Annotated in this window: 15 protein-coding genes; 5 read left to right on the top strand and 10 right to left on the bottom strand. The window is 63.6% G+C overall.

What is annotated here, in order from left to right; all coding sequences use genetic code 11:
- Nucleotide 1: 1 nt before the first annotated feature.
- From EHH60_RS23770 to EHH60_RS23755, 4 genes are all read right to left on the bottom strand, one after another.
- The gene (locus EHH60_RS23770; RefSeq protein ID WP_199751851.1) at nt 2-2011 is read right to left on the bottom strand and encodes a putative bifunctional diguanylate cyclase/phosphodiesterase; all 2010 of its coding nucleotides are present in this window, start codon (nt 2009-2011) and stop codon (nt 2-4) included.
- A 291-nt stretch (nt 2012-2302) separates the two neighbouring features.
- Nucleotides 2303-2581: a Plug domain-containing protein gene (locus EHH60_RS23765; protein ID WP_124161842.1), complete on the bottom strand. Its 279-nt coding sequence runs from the start codon at nt 2579-2581 to the stop codon at nt 2303-2305.
- Between the two features lie 61 nt (nt 2582-2642).
- Nucleotides 2643-3722, bottom strand: coding sequence for a hypothetical protein (locus EHH60_RS23760; protein ID WP_245454572.1), 1080 nt, complete (start codon nt 3720-3722; stop codon nt 2643-2645).
- A gap of 186 nt (nt 3723-3908) precedes the next feature.
- Nucleotides 3909-4319 (bottom strand): hypothetical protein, encoded by a 411-nt coding sequence (locus EHH60_RS23755; protein WP_245454571.1) that lies wholly within the window; start codon nt 4317-4319, stop codon nt 3909-3911.
- Nucleotides 4320-4487: 168 nt separating this feature from the next.
- On the opposite strand from EHH60_RS23755, the gene EHH60_RS23750 reads away from it, so the two are divergent.
- The gene (locus tag EHH60_RS23750; protein ID WP_124161841.1) at nt 4488-5297 is read left to right on the top strand and encodes an ABC transporter substrate-binding protein; all 810 of its coding nucleotides are present in this window, start codon (nt 4488-4490) and stop codon (nt 5295-5297) included.
- On the opposite strand, the gene EHH60_RS23745 is transcribed toward EHH60_RS23750, so the two are convergent.
- Nucleotides 5271-5969 (bottom strand): ABC transporter permease, encoded by a 699-nt coding sequence (locus EHH60_RS23745; protein WP_124161840.1) that lies wholly within the window; start codon nt 5967-5969, stop codon nt 5271-5273. The two genes, EHH60_RS23750 and EHH60_RS23745, sit on opposite strands and share 27 nt — an antisense overlap.
- Before the next feature lie 478 nt (nt 5970-6447).
- Here EHH60_RS23745 and EHH60_RS23740 point away from each other — a divergent pair, with 478 nt between their 5' ends.
- The 4 genes from EHH60_RS23740 to EHH60_RS23725 all read left to right on the top strand — a co-directional run bounded on the left by EHH60_RS23740 (nt 6448) and on the right by EHH60_RS23725 (nt 10646).
- A complete protein-coding gene (locus EHH60_RS23740) occupies nt 6448-7299 on the top strand; it encodes a 3-hydroxybutyryl-CoA dehydrogenase (RefSeq protein ID WP_124161839.1) in 852 nt (283 codons plus the stop codon).
- A gap of 132 nt (nt 7300-7431) precedes the next feature.
- Nucleotides 7432-7896: a group III truncated hemoglobin gene (locus EHH60_RS23735; RefSeq protein ID WP_124161838.1), complete on the top strand. Its 465-nt coding sequence runs from the start codon at nt 7432-7434 to the stop codon at nt 7894-7896.
- Nucleotides 7897-8140: 244 nt separating this feature from the next.
- Nucleotides 8141-8794 (top strand): QcrA and Rieske domain-containing protein, encoded by a 654-nt coding sequence (locus EHH60_RS23730; protein WP_124161837.1) that lies wholly within the window; start codon nt 8141-8143, stop codon nt 8792-8794.
- Between the two features lie 127 nt (nt 8795-8921).
- Nucleotides 8922-10646: a methanol/ethanol family PQQ-dependent dehydrogenase gene (locus EHH60_RS23725; protein ID WP_124161905.1), complete on the top strand. Its 1725-nt coding sequence runs from the start codon at nt 8922-8924 to the stop codon at nt 10644-10646.
- A 105-nt stretch (nt 10647-10751) separates the two neighbouring features.
- Here EHH60_RS23725 and EHH60_RS23720 read toward each other — a convergent pair whose 3' ends face one another.
- The 5 genes from EHH60_RS23720 to EHH60_RS23695 form a co-directional block, all read right to left on the bottom strand.
- On the bottom strand, nt 10752-11012 hold the full coding sequence (locus tag EHH60_RS23720) for a hypothetical protein (RefSeq protein ID WP_124161836.1): 261 nt from the start codon (nt 11010-11012) through the stop codon (nt 10752-10754).
- 54 nt (nt 11013-11066) lie between these two features.
- A complete protein-coding gene (locus EHH60_RS23715; protein WP_124161835.1) occupies nt 11067-13379 on the bottom strand; it encodes a xanthine dehydrogenase family protein molybdopterin-binding subunit in 2313 nt (770 codons plus the stop codon).
- Nucleotide 13380: 1 nt separating this feature from the next.
- Nucleotides 13381-13833 (bottom strand): (2Fe-2S)-binding protein, encoded by a 453-nt coding sequence (locus EHH60_RS23710; RefSeq protein WP_124161834.1) that lies wholly within the window; start codon nt 13831-13833, stop codon nt 13381-13383.
- A gap of 604 nt (nt 13834-14437) precedes the next feature.
- Nucleotides 14438-15001 carry an S-(hydroxymethyl)glutathione synthase gene (gene gfa, locus EHH60_RS23700; RefSeq protein WP_028177984.1) on the bottom strand — a complete coding sequence of 188 codons (564 nt, stop codon included), beginning with the start codon at nt 14999-15001 and terminating at the stop codon, nt 14438-14440.
- 33 nt (nt 15002-15034) lie between these two features.
- A complete protein-coding gene (locus EHH60_RS23695; protein WP_124161833.1) occupies nt 15035-16144 on the bottom strand; it encodes an S-(hydroxymethyl)glutathione dehydrogenase/class III alcohol dehydrogenase in 1110 nt (369 codons plus the stop codon).
- Between the last annotated feature and the right edge of the window lie 26 nt (nt 16145-16170).

The following is a 16170-nucleotide window of genomic DNA, read 5'->3' as shown; positions in this document are numbered from 1 at the left end:
TTTAGGCTACGACCTTGGCCCTGGTGCCTTCGAGGCGCTGGCCTTCCTTTGCCAGATAGTCGCCAATCGCAACTGCCGCCATGGGCTTCGCGAAATAGTAGCCCTGGATGAAGTCACAGCCGAGCCGGCGCAAGCTGTCGAGCTGGGCTCGGGTCTCGACGCCTTCGACGACGCAGGCGATCTCCATGTCGTCGCACAGGCCGGTGAGCGACTTGATGATCTTGTGGCTGACGGGATTTTCGTTGATGTCGGAGACGAAGCTGCGGTCGATCTTGATCTTGTCGAGCGGCAGCCGATGCACGTGGCTCAGCGACGAATAGCCGGTGCCGAAATCATCAAGCGAAATGCCGCAGCTCATTGCCTTCAACATCGCGATCGACTGCTGCGCGCGCACGAAGTCGAAGGTCACGGCGGTCTCGGTGATCTCGAAGTCGATCCGATGCGGCGGCAACCCGCTCTTCTCGATGATGGAGATCAGCGGCAAAATGCCCTCCGCCGCGCAGACATCGTGAGCGGAGAGGTTGAACGACAGGCGGACGTGATCGGGCCATGTCCTGGCAATGGCGAGCGCGCGCACCAGCAGCGCTTGCGTCAGTGGGCGGATCAGACCGATACGCTCGGCGGCCGGAATGAAATCGGCCGGAGAAATCAGGCCGAGGCGAGCGCTGCGCCAGCGGGCTAGAACCTCGAAGCCGACGGTGTGCTCGCTCATGGCGTCGACGATCGGCTGGAACACCAGATCCATCTCGGTGCTGAAATCGGCCGTGCGCAGTAAATTCTCGATAACGACGCGACTGCGGATCTCGGCCTCGAGCTCGCTCGAGAAGATCACAGTGCGGCCGCGCAGATGGCGCTTGGCATGATAGAGCGAGTAGTCGGCACACTCGTAGAGCTCTTCCGACGTCGTCGCGGAGTTCGGGAAGGATGCGAATCCGATCGAGCACGACAGCCCGGTATGGGCGGTGTCGAGCTGGTAAGGCAGCTTGATCTGGCCCCCGATGTGTTCGCCGAGCCGCAATAGATCCACGTCGTCGGGGTCGCCGCACACGACGAGCCCGAACTCGTCACCGCCGAGCCGGGCGAACTCCACGCGCTGCGGACCAAAGCCCTCGCAGACCTCGCGGATGCGCCGGCCCGCCTCGATCAAGACAGGGTCGCCGACGGAGTGACCGTAATTGTCGTTGATCGGCTTGAAGCCGTCGAGGTCGATGATGCCGACCGCAACGCGAACGTTCCTGCGTTCGGCATCTGCAAAGGCACTTGACAGCTCGGCAAAGAAGCGGCGGCGGTTCGGCAGTTCGGTGAGGGAATCGAGATTGGCAAGGCGGAAGTTCTCGTCCGAGAGCGCCTGCGTCGCCGCTTGTTGCGCCAGCAACGACTTGCGGCTGGCGACGAGATCGGCGAAGTCGCGATAGTAGATGAACAGCACCGTCACCATCGCCCCGGAAACCAGGAGGTTGTTGACGGCGATCGCCTTCAAAGTGGGCTCACCCGTTGCGAAGAAGAACAGCACATAGGGCACGTCGACGATCAGCGTCACGATCAAGGCCGCCGAACGCAGATGCATCAGCGAGAAGATGCAGCCGATCACGGTGACCGCCATGTAGAAGGCGACTTGGCTCTTGGCGAAGGAATCGCCGTAGGGATAGAGTGCGAAGGACCAGGCGGCGAAGCCGGCGCCGATCGGCAAGGCCAGCCAGTTGGTGGTGCGCAGATTGCGCAGGATGTCGGCGTCGCTGCGCACGATGTGACGCTGGCGCAGCCACCAGAAGGTCCGTAAGCCTGCGAGCACGGTCAGCACGCTTGGCACGATCATCGTCAGCCAGTCCGGCGCTACGTTCACATAGGTGTAGGCGACCGCGATCGTGTTGCTGATCAGGATGAAGTAGAGGAGCGGGATCTGCTTGGAGAACGCGTCGAACTGTGCGCGGGTCAGGTCGGGGTTGTCGGCCGGTACGCGAAACAGTCGCGTTGCGGCGGCAAGATGAGACTTCAAATCGACAACAGGCATTGAAATACGAGCCCCGCATCCTTTCAAAACGCGGGCGATCTTGCACGGCGCGGGTAAAGGGCGCGTTAGATCGGGCCAAGCGCGGAGTGCCAGCACAGGTTGCGCGCGACCTCAGGACTTTCCGGCCCGTGCAATTGGTGAGGCCGCGTTAAGGATATCAGCGCCAAGGGCAGCGTTCTCGGCCAAGCTGTCCGCCGCTGCTACAGCCTGCTAACCATGGTGCTGGCTAGCGCGCGCGTCCAGGTGCTTGTCGTTTTGGTCGGGCGTTGCCGTCGCTCGAACGTGTATGCTTCAGCGCCCGATCGTCACGCCGGCGGTCGAGCGCATGGCGCCTCTCAGGCTGGTCGCGTTCATGTCGTCGAGGACCTGCCGCGTCAGCACGGTGGTCTGGCCGGGCGTGTCGAGGATCGTCGCTCCGCGCGAGGAAGAGAGCCGATCGGCCTTGTAGGGCGCAGCCGGATCGGTGGCGGGAACGGCGGTCGCTGCAGGACGCGGTCGTTTGCCCGCGGCGAGCGCTGGCTGTGAGATGGAGAAGGCGATCACGACCAGAAGCAACGGCCTTGCGCGCATGTGCGATCTCCCATGTCGGGACATCAGCCTAGCACATCGGGATCGTTCCCAGAAGAAAGGATCAGGCGAGAACGGCCTGACGCTCCCGCGTCGGTTCGCGGACGCGGTCGATGTTCCGCGGCTCGGCGAGTCGCGTAAAGCTGCGATGGCTCGCTTGCGCAGGCGCCTCGACGATGACACCCTCACAGACGATCTGCCCGCCGAGCATCTTGAATTCCAGCTTGTCGTAGCGCGGCATTGTCTCGCCGGGCGCCGGCGGCAGCAGCCCGACGCTTCCCTGGATGTTCAGCGCGGCCTCGCCGGTGCCGTGAAGTCGCGGATTCCACATCCTGATTCCGGTCTCCGCCCAGCGTTGCCGGATCAGCGCGGCGCGATCGCCGGGTTCTGGGGGTCTCGCGCGAGCTTTCGGTGCGCTGCGGATCTCCGGAGCAGGAGACTCGAGCGCCGGAGCCGGTTCGATCTCGATGACAACGCTGCCTGACTCGTTGGCCGCCGGTGCAACGGCTGTGACGAGTGGAACACCGTTTGCAGGGGCTGGCGCGACGTCGACGACGAGCGCTGGATTACCGTCGGCTCTGGTTTCAGAAACGTCAGGCGCGACGCCATTGGCATCGCCGAGGAGGACCGGGATTGCATCGACGGCGACCGTTTCGACCTCGGCGGAAACGTTGGACGAGGGGGCAGCCTCGATAACGGCATCAGCGACGTCAGTGGAAGCGGTCGCGACGTCTGATGATGAAACCACAACCTCTTCCGCGACGACGGAATCGATTTCGGCAGGCGATGCATCGTCAATGATGGCGAGATCAGCATCCGCAACCGGCTCGTTCTCCGCGTCGGGCGATGAAGCCAACACCTCCTCGGCGACGGGCGGCGGCGCGGGCGCGTCCATGTCCGCCACTCTCTCCGGAGATGAGCCGTCGCTGGTACGGATATCGTCGGACGAATTCTCCGCGACGACCGACACAGCCGCATCGTTCTCCGCGACCGGAGCCTGGGTCGCGGGGGCAGCGTCGTCGCGCCCCGCGACGGTACTGATCTCGGCAATTGGAGCTTGAGCAGTGGCCGCGACCTCTTCGATGATGGCGGGCGAAGCGTCTGTAGTGATCGGAGCGACGTCACTGCTGCCGCCGTGCGGCAAGGGCCGAAGCCGGGTAAACGCCCAGTTCACCGCGGGGATGCGGCGCAGCAGCGATATCAGTCTCGAAAGCACTGGGAGTTGTCCAAGAGGTACTCGGCGTGAGGCAATCGCTGATTCGCCAGCAATGAGAAAACTTGCCCCGGCCGTCACGCCCGTGTCAATGTAGGGAGGACCAATTGCAGAACATCACGCATCCGCTCTGCGGGGTGAATTGCACCCCGCCTTGTGAATGCGGTTCGCGATTCCTCCAATCGACGCGCTGCTTGGAGAAGGGATAGCCCTCCGCTCCCGGATATTCGATCCTTGGTTCATTTGCCGGAGCCGGCGCCGCCGGAGCCTGCGCTGCCGCCGGCCTGGCTTCCCATATTGTTGCTGTTGCTGCCACCGGCGGATGGCGACTGCGCGCCCCTTGCTGTCGCTGGCCTCGTTCTGCATGTTCGATGCACGTCCGGTCGTCATTCCCTTGGTCGCCGGGCCTCGCGACGAGGGGCCGACGTCGCTCTGACCGGGTGCGCCGGGGACGGGTTGTGTCTGCGCGAAGGCGCCACCTGTCGCCAGCACCATGATGCATGCGGATGCCAGAATGATCTTCTTCATCGGATTCTCCTTGACGTTACATCTCCGGACAGCCGGCCCGCGCCGCCGACGTTCCTGGCAACGCGCGCAGCCCCTCGCGTCAATATTCGTTGCGGACCTGTCCAAGGGGTTCCCGTCGTCGTCGCCAGCGGCTATTCAGAACTGTCATTGTCTGGTCGAGGACGGCGCATGAGGAAGCTTGCCACAATTGGAGCGGTTCTGCTCTGGTCCACCATCGCATTCGCACAGGATCGCACCATCACCGTGGCCTCGACCACCTCGACGGAACAGTCGGGGCTGTTCGGCCATTTGCTGCCGCTGTTCTCGAAGGCCGAGGGGATCAGCGTGAAGGTCGTCGCCGTCGGCACCGGCCAGGCGCTGGATATCGGACGGCGCGGGGATGCCGATGTGGTGTTCGTCCATGACAGGCCCGCCGAGGACAAGTTCATGTCCGAAGGGCAGGGCGTAAAACGGTTCGACGTCATGTACAACGACTTCGTCATCATCGGGCCCAGAAGCGATCCGGCGCGGATATCAGGCAGCAAGGATGTGGTCGAGGCGCTGCGCAAGATCGCGGCGGCAAAGGCGACTTTCATCTCGCGCGGCGACAAGTCCGGCACGCATGCGGCCGAGCTGAGGCTCTGGAAAGAGGCGGGCATTGACCTCGGCGCCGGGAAGGACAGTTGGTATCGGGAAATCGGTCAGGGCATGGGCCCGGCGCTGAACATGGCGTCCTCGTCGAACGCCTATCTCCTGTCGGATCGCGGCACCTGGCTATCGTTCAAGAACCGTGGCGAGCTCGCTATCCTGACCGAGGGTGACAAGCGGCTGTTCAACCAGTACGGCGTCATGCTGGTGAATCCCGAAAAGCATCCGAGTGTGAAGGCGAAGGACGGACAGGCCTTCGTCGATTGGCTGGTTTCGCCGAAGGGGCAGGAAGCGATCGCCGGGTACAAGGTCGGCGGCGAGCAGCTATTTTTCCCCAATGCGTCCCACTAGCACGAAGGCGATGGTCGAGACTGCAACGCTGAGCGCGAGCAGGATCAGCCCCAGTCCGAGCGCCAGCGGCAGGTCGCCCTTGCTGGTTTCCAGTGCGATCGCTGTTGTCATCGTGCGGGTGAAGCCGCGGATGTTGCCGCCGACGATGATGATCGCGCCGACTTCCGCAATGGCGCGCCCGAACGCCGCGAGAAAGGCCGTCAGCAACGAGGTCCGGCCGAGCGCGAACAGCAGGGCCATGCTGCGCAGGGCCGACAGTCCGTCGATCCGCGCCAGGTCGCCATACTCCGCCCACAGCAGGCTTGCCGGCCGATGCACCAGCGCCACCACGATCGGCGTGGCCAGCAGCGTCTGTGCGATCACCATGGCAGCCGGCGTGAACAACAAGCCCGCAGCCCCGAGCGGGCCGGACCGCGACAGCAGGAGATAGAGGGCGAGCCCGACGACGACCGGCGGAAGGCCGAGCAATGCATTGGTCAGAATGATGATAACCTGACGCCCCCGGAAACGGGTGATCGCAAGCAGGGCTCCGAACGGTGCGCCGATCAGGAGCGCGACGATGCTGGCGGTCAGGCTGACCCGGACCGACAATGCGACGATGCCCAGCAGCTCGGCGTCGGCTTCGCCGATCAGCGTGAAAGCGGCACCGATGGATCGTGCGAAATCGTTCATCCGGCCTGACGCTGTTGCGCCGGCTCGATGCCGGTGGTCCTGGTCACGTCCATCGCGAAATCCTTCGTCCTCGGCAGCCTGCCCCTGACAGCTTCGGCCTGCCTTGGCGGCAGGCCGAATCCTCCATGGGGATCCTCGGATGGCAACTGCGTCGGTTCTGGCCGCTGCGGTTTCCACAATCAAGAGGTTGCAATTCAGGGGGGCGCTCAGGGTGCGCTTTTGTCCCCCTGAATCGGGCGCCCGATGCCTGGCCTTCGCTGGGCCTTGGGGGCCGCAGGGCGCAGAATCCGGCACTTTCGGGCAGGAGAGCCCACATCCCGGCGCGACGCGGCGGTGGACGGCTTTATTCCGCCCGTGAATGCACTAAGGAAAGGACAGGATCAGGTCGCACCCGCCAGGTGGTGGTGCTAGACCCTGATGCAGGAACAATGGGCCGGGCCGCTCCTGGTTCGCCCGCAAAGATGAAGGATGTGACGCAATGATCCAAACCGTTGGCATCATCGGGGCCGGGACCATGGGGAACGGCATCGCGCAGGTCTGCGCCGCGGCCGGGCTTTCGGTCGTGATGGTCGATATTTCCGATGCGGCGGTGAACCGCGGCCTCTCGACCGTCGGCGGCAGCCTCGAGCGGCTGGTCAAGAAGGAGAAGATGTCGGCGGCTGACCGCGAGGCGACACTCAAGCGCATTACCGGCGCCACCGACCGGTCGAAGCTGTCGGGTTGCGATCTGGTCATCGAGGCCGCGACCGAGAACGAGGAGCTCAAGGTCAAGATCCTGAAGGATCTCTGCGCCACGCTGTCGCCGCGCACACTGGTCGCGACCAACACGTCGTCGATCTCGATCACCAAGCTCGCTGCGGCGACCGACCGTCCCGACCGGTTCATCGGCATGCACTTCTTCAACCCGGTGCCGGTGATGGCGCTGCTGGAACTCATTCGGGGCTTGCAGACTTCGGACGACACCCATGCCAAGGCGCTGGATTTCGCCAAGCGCGTCGGCAAGGTGGCGATCACGGCAAAGAACAGCCCGGGCTTCGCCGTCAACCGCATCCTGTGCCCGATGATCAACGAGGCGATCTTCGCGCTCCAGGAGGGGATCGCAACCGCGGAAGAAATCGACGCCGGCATGAAGCTCGGTTGCAACCATCCGATCGGGCCGCTGGCGCTGGCCGATCTCGTCGGGCTCGACACCATGCTTTCGGTGATGGAGGTCTTTTACAAAGGCTTCAACGATCCTAAATACCGGCCAGCCCCGCTGCTGAAGGAGATGGTCGATGCCGGCCATCTCGGCCGCAAGAGCGGGCAGGGCTTCTACACCTATAGCGCCTGATGAAGGCATCGGCGGCGGACACTCGAGCGTCCGCCGCCAGATCCCGCAATTTGCGCTGCGACAAAGACGCCGTGCGCAATTGTCCGACATTGTTGAACGGCCTGCGGGAACATAGAACGGATAGCAAGGGACATGTCGGATCGACTGAAGGCCGAGCGCGAGGCTGCGGTTGCGCGGCGGAACCTGTTGACCCAGGATGCGATGGAGCGCACCGGGATCAGCGATGAAATGATCGGGGAACTCGTCACCCGCTTCTACGGACGCGTGCGAGAGGACGCGATACTTGGTCCGGTCTTCGCCATCGTGCAGAATTGGGACGAGCACCTCGCCAGGCTCAAGGACTTCTGGTCCTCGGTGGTGTTGATGAGCGGCCGCTATCATGGCTCGCCGATGCGGGCGCATCTGCCGCTGAATCTGGTGGGAGATCATTTCGACCGCTGGCTTGATCTGTTCGAGCAGACCGCGCGCGAGGTCTGCCCGCCCGCGGCGGCTGCGCTGTTCATCGACAGGGCGCGTCGTATCGCCGACAGCTTCGAGATGGCTTCGGCGACTGTCGCGGGTCGTATCGCATCGCCGCGTCACGTGCTCAGGTCGTGAATACAAAATGCCTGCCTGAGAAACGTGCGCTTCGCATTCGCGATGGCGCGCTGCACCAATTCCAACGTCATCGGTCTGATCTGCAAAATCATCATGCTGTTCGCGTGATGCGATGTAGAATTTGCGAAAACGCGCTTGAACGCGTTCAGTATCGCTCAATCATTGCGAGCAAAGCCATATTGATGCACTGCAGTGCCAATTCTTTGCCTTGTTTTCGGCAGAGTTCCAGCGCCTGCTAGCGGGCATGTCAAGCGCACAGTTCAACGTCAATTCATCACGATCCGAGAGCATTGCGGAAGCTGAAGCCGACGCGGGCACCGAGCAAACGCGGCGGACGCTGCTACTCGGCGCCCTTGCGACCACCGCGTGCCTCGGATGTTCCCCGCCGGCGCGTGCAGGCGAGGATCCGCCCGGCTCCGACGAACGGCCGCAGAAGGGCGATCTGCTCGTTTTCTCCGAAGGCGAGCAGGAGGGGAAAATTATCACCGTAACCGATCTAAAGGCCGGCGGGCCACCGCTCCATGCCTGGCCGAAGGATCCCAACACATCGGTGGTGCGCAGCGCCTCGCGGCTCAACGAGATCCTGATCATCAAGCTCGATCCCGCCGAGCTCGACGAGAAGACTCGCGCGCGTGCCGTCGACGGCATCATCGCCTACTCGGCGATCTGCTCGCATGCGGGCTGTCCTGTCACCGCCTGGGTGAAGAGCGATGTCGGCGACAAGGAGGTGTTCAAGTGCATGTGCCACAATTCCGAATACGACCCGCGCGCGGGCGCGCAGGTCGTGTTCGGACCGGCGCCGCGACGGCTCGCGGCGTTGCCTCTGACGCTGGCTGACGGATCGCTCAGCGTCGCCGGCAATTTCGTCGGAAAGGTAGGTGGCGCGCAGCCAGGATGATGGACGGTTGCGGGCCATGCCCGCGTCACGAGAGGCCGCCTCCGCCGATGGGCGGACGACAAGAACGACAAGAATTCACAACAAGAATTCAAACGGATGAAAAAGGGGAACGTCCATGAAAACTTCCATGACCAGGAAGCAATGGTTACTGTCCGGCTTCGTCGCCTTCACGTGTCTTGCCTCGACCGCGGCCGTATCAGGTCCGATCGAGAATTACTCTCCGGTCACCGCGCAGCGATTAGAAAATCCTGAGCCAAGCAATTGGATGCTCTATCGGCGCACTTATGACGGGCAGGGCTACAGTCCGCTCGACCAGATCAACACATCGAACGTGAAGAACCTCACGCCGGTCTGGACCTTTGCCACCGGCGTGGTCGAAGGCCATCAGGCGCCGCCGATCGTCAACAATGGCGCGATGTTCGTGACGACCCCAATGGGGCAGGTGATCGCGCTGAACGCGAAGACCGGCGACGAATATTGGCGCTACAAGCGGCAGCTTCCTGACGATCTGTTCCAGCTGCATCCGACCAACCGGGGCGTCGGCCTGTGGGAGGACAAGCTCTACCTCGCCACCACCGACGACCATGTGGTCGCGCTCGATGCCAAGACCGGCAAAGTGCTGTGGGATACCAAGGTGCAGGACTACAGGAAGGGCCAGTACATGACCCTGATGCCGTTGATCGTCGACGGCAAGGTCATCGTCGGCGGCTCCGGCGGCGAGTTCGGCGTGCGCGGATATATCGTGGCTTACGATGCCAAGGACGGCAAGGAGTTGTGGCGGACCTACACCATTCCCGGCGAAGGCGAGCCCGGTCACGACACTTGGCAGGGCGACGACTGGAAGAACGGCGGTGGGTCGGCCTGGATGACCGGCAATTACGACAAGGAGACCAAGACGATCTATTGGGGCGTCGGCAATGCGGCACCGTGGCCCGGCGAGACCCATCCCGGCGACAATCTCTACACTGCATCGGTGCTCGCGCTCGATCCCGACACCGGCAAGATCAAGGCCTATCACCAGTATCACCAGAACGATTCCTGGGATTGGGACGAGGTCGAGGCGCCGATGCTGATCGATCTGCAACGCAACGGTCGCACCATCAAGAGCCTGGTCCATCCGGGACGCGACGCGATCTTCTGGGTGCTCGAGCGCACGCCGACCAAGATCAACTACGTCGCAGGCTGGCCGTTCGTCTATACCGACGTCTGGAAGGGCATCGACGAGACCGGCAAGCCGACCGTGGATCCCGCGCACAAGCCAGTCATCGGGAAACGCGTCGAGTTCTGTCCGTCGCTGTGGGGCGGCAAGGATTGGCCGTCGGCGGCCTACAGCCAGAAGACCGGTCTCGTCTACGTGCCCGCCAACGAGAATTTCTGCGGCGGATTCACCGGCGAGAAGGTCCCGCTCAAGCCTGGCGAGCTCTGGCTCGGCACCAAGCCGGAGGACATCGGCCTCAAGACGAAGCCGGGCGCGGATCATTTCGGCGAGCTTCAGGCCTGGGATCCCGCCACCGGCAAGAAGGTGTGGCAGCACAACTTCCCGAAGTCGCAGCTGTTCGGCTCGGTGACGGCGACCGCGGGCGATCTCGTGTTCGTCGGCGGCACCAACGACCGCAACTTCCGAGCCTTTCACGCCAAGACCGGCGAGCTCCTGTGGGAGCAGAAGACCAACTCCGGCATCGTTGGCATGCCGGTGTCCTATGAGATCGACGGCACGCAGTACATCGCGATCCAGTCGGGCTGGGGTGTGGACGCGCAGCGCATCCAGGATGCACTCGTGACCAACAATATCGGCATCGAAGCCAACGTGCCGCAGGGTGGCGTCATCTGGGTGTTCGCCCTGAAGAAATAGCTCCGCGGGCGGATCGAAAGAAGCGGAGCAGCAGGGGGGTGGCGAATACGGCGGACGGAAACGTCCGCCGTATTTGTATGGGCGTCGTGCGCAGGCGCAAAACCACTACTTGCCCGCGCGCTCGACTTTGTCCTTCTCCTTCTGGTTCATCTCCCGAACCTTCGGATCCGGATTGTGCTGCCCCGTGGTCTGGGTGGTCGACGCGGGCGGAGCATTGGCGTTGGGAAGCGAGTTCTGATCCGGTCCCGTGGGGCGCGTCGCTGTTGTCGGCGGGCTGGTATTGTTCTGGGCGAATGCGCCCGCAGCCGGCAAAAGAAAGGCGCCCGACAGCAATGAGACTGCGAGCGCCTTTGAGATGTTGGTCATCGAACTGCTCCTGTCAGATCGATGCAAACGGCGTGAGGCCGCTTGTGTTCCGTCTCACGCCTCCAATTGCTTGCCGATCGGCAAAGCGCGGATGCGTTTTCCCGTCGCCGCGAAGATCGCGTTGATCAGGGCCGGAGCGAACGGGGGAACACCGGGCTCGCCGACGCCGCTCGGCGGCGTATCGGGTCCGGGCGGCACGATGTAGACGTTGGTCAAGACAGGAGAATCGTCCATCCTGACGACCTGGAAGTCGTCAAAATTCTTCTGCTGCACCTTGCCGTCCTTGAAGGTGATCTCGCCGTATTTGGCGAGACTGAGCCCCATGATCGCAGCGCCCTCGATCTGCGAGGCGATGCGCTCGGGGTTGACATAGGTGCCGCAATCGATCGCGGTGTCGACCCGCGGCACCGTCAGCTTGCCCTTGTCGTCCACGGCGACCTCGACGATGGTCGCGATATAGCTGACGAAGCTGCGGTGAACGGCGATGCCGAGACCGTGGCCCTTCGGCACCTTGCGCCCCCACTCGCCCTTCTCGGCGACCAGTTCGACCACCTTGCGCAGGCGCGCGGTATCGATCGGGTAGCTCTCCTGGGGCTCGCCATAGTTCCAGAGGTCCTTTACGTTCGGCTTGACGATGCGAGGCGAGCCGATCAGCTCGAGCAGCATGTCTTTCTGATCGCGGCCGGTGGCTTGCGCGATTTCTCCGACCATCGATTGCACCGCGAAGGCGCGCGGGATGTTGGAGACCGAGCGGAACCAACCGATGCGGGTATGCGCGGCCGCTTCCGGATTCTCGCAGGAGATGTTGGCGATCTCGAAGGGCATATCGACGAGACCCATGCCGATCTCGAACGGCGCCTGATGCACCGTGCCAGCGGCAAAGGTCGAGGCGATGCTGGGAGCCACGCTGCGGTGGCGCCAGGCGATCACCTTGCCGCTCTTGTCGAGGCCGGCCTCGATCCGCTCGACCGAGACGGTGTGCAGGAAGCCGTTATGGATGTCGTCCTCCCGCGTCCATTGCACCTTCACCGGTGCGCCGAGCTCCTTCGACAGGAGCGCGGCTTCGAGCGTAAAGTCGCATTTCGACTTGCGGCCGAAACCACCGCCGAGCAGCGTCACGTTGACGGTGACGTTCGCCTCGGGGATGCCCAGCGTCTTGGCGACGTCCTCGCGCGTGCCGCCGGGGCTCTGCACTGGCGCCCAGATCTCCGCCTTGTCGCCCTTGACGTCGGCAACCGCCACCGGCGGCTCCATGCTGACATGGGCGAGATGCGGGATGTAGTACTCGCCGACGATGACCTTGTCGGCGCCCTTCAGGGCGGCGTCCGCATCGCCCTCCTGGCGCAGGACGAGGCCGGGCTTGCGCGAGGCCTCCTCGAGCTCCTTGCGATAGGCGACGGACTCGTATTTGCCGTTGGGGCCGTCGTCCCAGGTCAGCTTCAGCGCATCGCGGCCCTTGATCGCCGCGCCGGTGTTGCGTGCGATCACGGCGACGCCGCCGAGCGGCTGGAACTTCGAAGGCCACGGCCAGCCGCGCACCTGCATCACCTTCTCGACGCCGGGCACCTTCAGCGCCTCGTCCGGCTCGAACTTGACCAGCTTGCCGCCGGTCACCGGCGGCCGCGCGATCACGGCGTATTTCATACCGGGCAAGCGGACGTCCGCGCCGTAATGCGCCTTGCCGGTAGTGATGTCATGAAGATCGACAATGCCGACCTGCCCCTTGCCGAGATAGCGGAAGTCCTTGGGGTCCTTCAGCTTGAGACCTTCGATGCTCGGCACCGATTCCTTGGCTGCGTCCGCGGCGAGCTCGCCGAAGCCCAGCTTGCGGCCGCTGGCGCTGTGGACGACCTCGTGGTTGACCGCCTTGACCTCGGTTGCCGGTACGCCCCAGCGCTTGGCCGCGGCCTGCTCCAGCATGGTGCGGGCGGAGGCGCCGATCTGGCGCATCGGCATCAAATAGTGCCGCGTGCTGCGAGAGCCGTCGGTGTCCTGGTTGCCGAACTTGACCTCGTCACCATGAGCCTGCTGCACCTTGACCCTGGACCAGTCGGCTTCCATCTCCTCGGCCACGATCAGCGGCAGGCTGGTGCGCACGCCGGTGCCCATTTCCGAACGGTGCCCGACGATGGTGACGATGCCATCCGGGGCGACCGAAACGAATACGCGCGGATCGACCACGACACCGTGCGGCATCTTGCCGGCGCCGGTCTCATAGGCGAACGCCTGGCGCGACATCACGGGGGCGGCGAGGACGAAGCCGCCGGTGACGCCGAGCCCCTTCAGGATGCTGCGCCGCGAGACCTTCTCGACCCTGATATGCTTCTCGAAGCCGCGAAGCTTGCGGTGATTGTCGATGAAGTTCATGTCACACTCCCGTCGATGCGAGATGGACGGCGTTCTCGATGCGCTGATAGCAGCCGCAGCGGCAGATGTTGCCGGACATCGCCTCGCGGATCTGGTCGTGCGAGGGCTTTGGGTTCTCCATCAGGAGGGCTGCGGCCTGCATGATCTGGCCGGCTTGGCAGAAGCCGCATTGGGGCACGTTGACCTGGCGCCAGGCCTTCTGCACCGGGTGATCGCCATTGGGATGCAATCCCTCGATCGTGGTGACCTCGCGTCCGGCGACGTCATTCACCGACGTGATGCAGGCCCGCACGGCCTCCTTGTCGACGATCACGGTGCAGGCGCCGCACAGGGCCTGGCCGCAGCCGTATTTGGTGCCGGTCAGCCCGGCCTCGTCACGCAGGAACCAGAGTAGCGGGAGATCCGGGTCGCCGTCCCAGCTCTGTTCCTGGCCGTTGATCTTCACCTTGATCATGATCGTCCCTCGCTCTTCATAAGCATGCCAAATTCAAAGTTCGCCGACGCCGGTGGGCGACGGTTCGCGCGTCGTCTCGCCGCATTCCGCCGTCATCCCGCGCGGGCAAATCCCGGAGGGGCAGGAACGCCAATGGCGATGTCTGGATGTCTTCGATACCTCCCGTCTTGTTCTTCATTGATTGTATTTCGCGCGGCATCGTGACGGCGCGATCGTAACAGAGATCGCTCCGGCCCGGCGTTCACAGCCGAGTGTTCTCACCGGGAAAAGATTGCATCGATGGTTTGTCAAAAGCAGGGCGCGGTCATCGCGCGGCACGCTTGCGCAACGGGCCCAACCAAAAAAGCTTCGTCCGCCAGGAAGACCGCGCGGACGAAGCAGGATGCCTCAGTCGAGGGAGGGAGAAACGCAAGCACCGCGAACTTCAAGCACGAAGCGGCCCTGCGCAGTCATTCAGAGACCAGGACTGAGGAACTGACGGCCCTCATATATACGGGTGGCGGCATAGCCGCGCTGGTCCCGGGACGGCGACCGGTCCGGCTCGCTGGCAGCGACAGGCGCCAGCGAGCGGATAGGGAGACCGGCGAAGGTTCGGCGGCCCAACTCAGGCGGCTTTGGCTTTCGCCACATGGGTCGCGATCGCGTCCATCAGTGCCGGCGACAGGCAGTCATAGGGCTCGAGGCCGATCTCCTTCAGCCGCGAACGGATGCCCGCCATCTGCTCGGGCTTCACGCCCGATTCGATCACCGAGGAGACGAAGGCGGCGAATTGCGGCGCCTGCGAGCCCTGTTCCTGGAACAGTTCGGGATGGATGAAGTCGAGGCCGTAGAACGGGTGGTTCTTGTTCTCGATGCGGCCGTACATGTGCGTGCCGCAGGCCTTGCAGGCGTGGCGCTGGATCACCGCTGAGGGGTCGACGATCTGGAGCTTATCGCCGTTCTCGAGCACGGTGACGTTCTGGCGCGGTACTACGGCGACGACGGAGAAGGTCGCGCCCTGCGGTTTCCAGCACTTGGTGCAGCCGCATGCGTGGTTGTGGGCGACGTCGCCCTTGATACCGACCTTGACCGGGTGGTCCGTGCATTTGCAGACCAGCGTGCCGCCTGCGAAGTTGCCGCTGCCTTGTTTGATGCCGTTGTCGATCGAGGGATGGAGTGCAACAGTCATGGGTCGATCCTCCTTGGTGTGATGTCTTTCGAGCTAGAACACGACGACTGAACGGATGGATTTGCCCTCGTGCATGAGATCGAAGCCTTTGTTGATCTCTTCGAGCTTGAGCACGTGGGTGATCATCGGATCGATCTGGATCTTTCCGTTCATGTACCAGTCGACGATCTTCGGCACGTCGGTGCGGCCGCGCGCGCCGCCGAAGGCGGTGCCGCGCCAGTTGCGTCCGGTGACGAGCTGGAACGGGCGGGTGGCGATCTCCTTGCCGGCTTCGGCGACGCCGATGATGATCGAGGTACCCCAGCCGCGATGACAGGCTTCCAGCGCCTGGCGCATCACCGTGGTGTTGCCGGTGCAGTCGAAGGTGTAGTCGGCGCCGCCGTCGGTGAGGCCGACGAGATGCTGGACGATGTCGCCGGTGATCTTCTTCGGGTTCACGAAGTGGGTCATGCCGAACCGCTTGCCCCACTCCTCCTTGGAGTCGTTGACGTCGACGCCGATGATTTTGTCGGCGCCAGCCATCTTGGCGCCCTGGATCACGTTGAGGCCGATGCCACCGAGGCCGAACACGACCACGTTGGCGCCGGGCTCGACCTTGGCGGTGTTGACCACGGCGCCAACGCCGGTGGTGACGCCACAGCCGATGTAGCAGCTCTTGTCGAACGGCGCGTCTTCGCGGATCTTGGCAACCGCGATCTCCGGCAGCACGGTGAAGTTCGAGAAGGTCGAGCAGCCCATGTAGTGGTAGATCGGCTTGCCCTTGTAGGAGAAACGGCTGGTGCCGTCAGGCATCACGCCCTTGCCCTGTGTCGCACGGATCGCGGTGCAGAGATTGGTCTTCTGGCTAAGACAGCTTTTGCACTGCCGGCATTCCGGCGTGTAAAGCGGGATGACGTGATCGCCCGGCTTCACCGAGCTCACGCCCGGGCCGATCTCGCGGATGATGCCCGCTCCTTCGTGTCCCAGGATCGACGGGAAAATTCCCTCGCTGTCGAAGCCGTCGAGCGTGTAGGCGTCGGTATGGCAGATGCCCGTGGCCTTGATCTCGACCAGGACCTCGCCGGCCTTTGGGCCTTCCAGATCGACTTCGACGATTTCGAGCGGCTTCTTAGCCTCGAAGGCGACGGCGGCACGTGTTTTCATAGTCAGACTCCTCAGATCTCGAAGGG

The organism is Bradyrhizobium sp. RP6, from assembly GCF_003837805.1.
GTDB lineage: Bacteria > Pseudomonadota > Alphaproteobacteria > Rhizobiales > Xanthobacteraceae > Bradyrhizobium.
The sequence above is the reverse complement of the archived record's forward strand: the minus strand, read 5'-3'. Positions and strand labels throughout refer to the sequence as shown.

Coding starts and splice junctions, on each gene's coding strand:
- EHH60_RS23770 (WP_199751851.1), bottom strand. CDS start 2,011: ATGCCTGTTGTCGATTTGAAGTCTCATCTTGCCGCCGCAACGCGACTG.
- EHH60_RS23765 (WP_124161842.1), bottom strand. CDS start 2,581: ATGCGCGCAAGGCCGTTGCTTCTGGTCGTGATCGCCTTCTCCATCTCA.
- EHH60_RS23755 (WP_245454571.1), bottom strand. CDS start 4,319: ATGAAGAAGATCATTCTGGCATCCGCATGCATCATGGTGCTGGCGACA.
- EHH60_RS23750 (WP_124161841.1), top strand. CDS start 4,488: ATGAGGAAGCTTGCCACAATTGGAGCGGTTCTGCTCTGGTCCACCATC.
- EHH60_RS23745 (WP_124161840.1), bottom strand. CDS start 5,969: ATGAACGATTTCGCACGATCCATCGGTGCCGCTTTCACGCTGATCGGC.
- EHH60_RS23740 (WP_124161839.1), top strand. CDS start 6,448: ATGATCCAAACCGTTGGCATCATCGGGGCCGGGACCATGGGGAACGGC.
- EHH60_RS23735 (WP_124161838.1), top strand. CDS start 7,432: ATGTCGGATCGACTGAAGGCCGAGCGCGAGGCTGCGGTTGCGCGGCGG.
- EHH60_RS23730 (WP_124161837.1), top strand. CDS start 8,141: ATGTCAAGCGCACAGTTCAACGTCAATTCATCACGATCCGAGAGCATT.
- EHH60_RS23725 (WP_124161905.1), top strand. CDS start 8,922: ATGACCAGGAAGCAATGGTTACTGTCCGGCTTCGTCGCCTTCACGTGT.
- EHH60_RS23720 (WP_124161836.1), bottom strand. CDS start 11,012: ATGACCAACATCTCAAAGGCGCTCGCAGTCTCATTGCTGTCGGGCGCC.
- EHH60_RS23715 (WP_124161835.1), bottom strand. CDS start 13,379: ATGAACTTCATCGACAATCACCGCAAGCTTCGCGGCTTCGAGAAGCAT.
- EHH60_RS23710 (WP_124161834.1), bottom strand. CDS start 13,833: ATGATCAAGGTGAAGATCAACGGCCAGGAACAGAGCTGGGACGGCGAC.
- gfa (WP_028177984.1), bottom strand. CDS start 15,001: ATGACTGTTGCACTCCATCCCTCGATCGACAACGGCATCAAACAAGGC.
- EHH60_RS23695 (WP_124161833.1), bottom strand. CDS start 16,144: ATGAAAACACGTGCCGCCGTCGCCTTCGAGGCTAAGAAGCCGCTCGAA.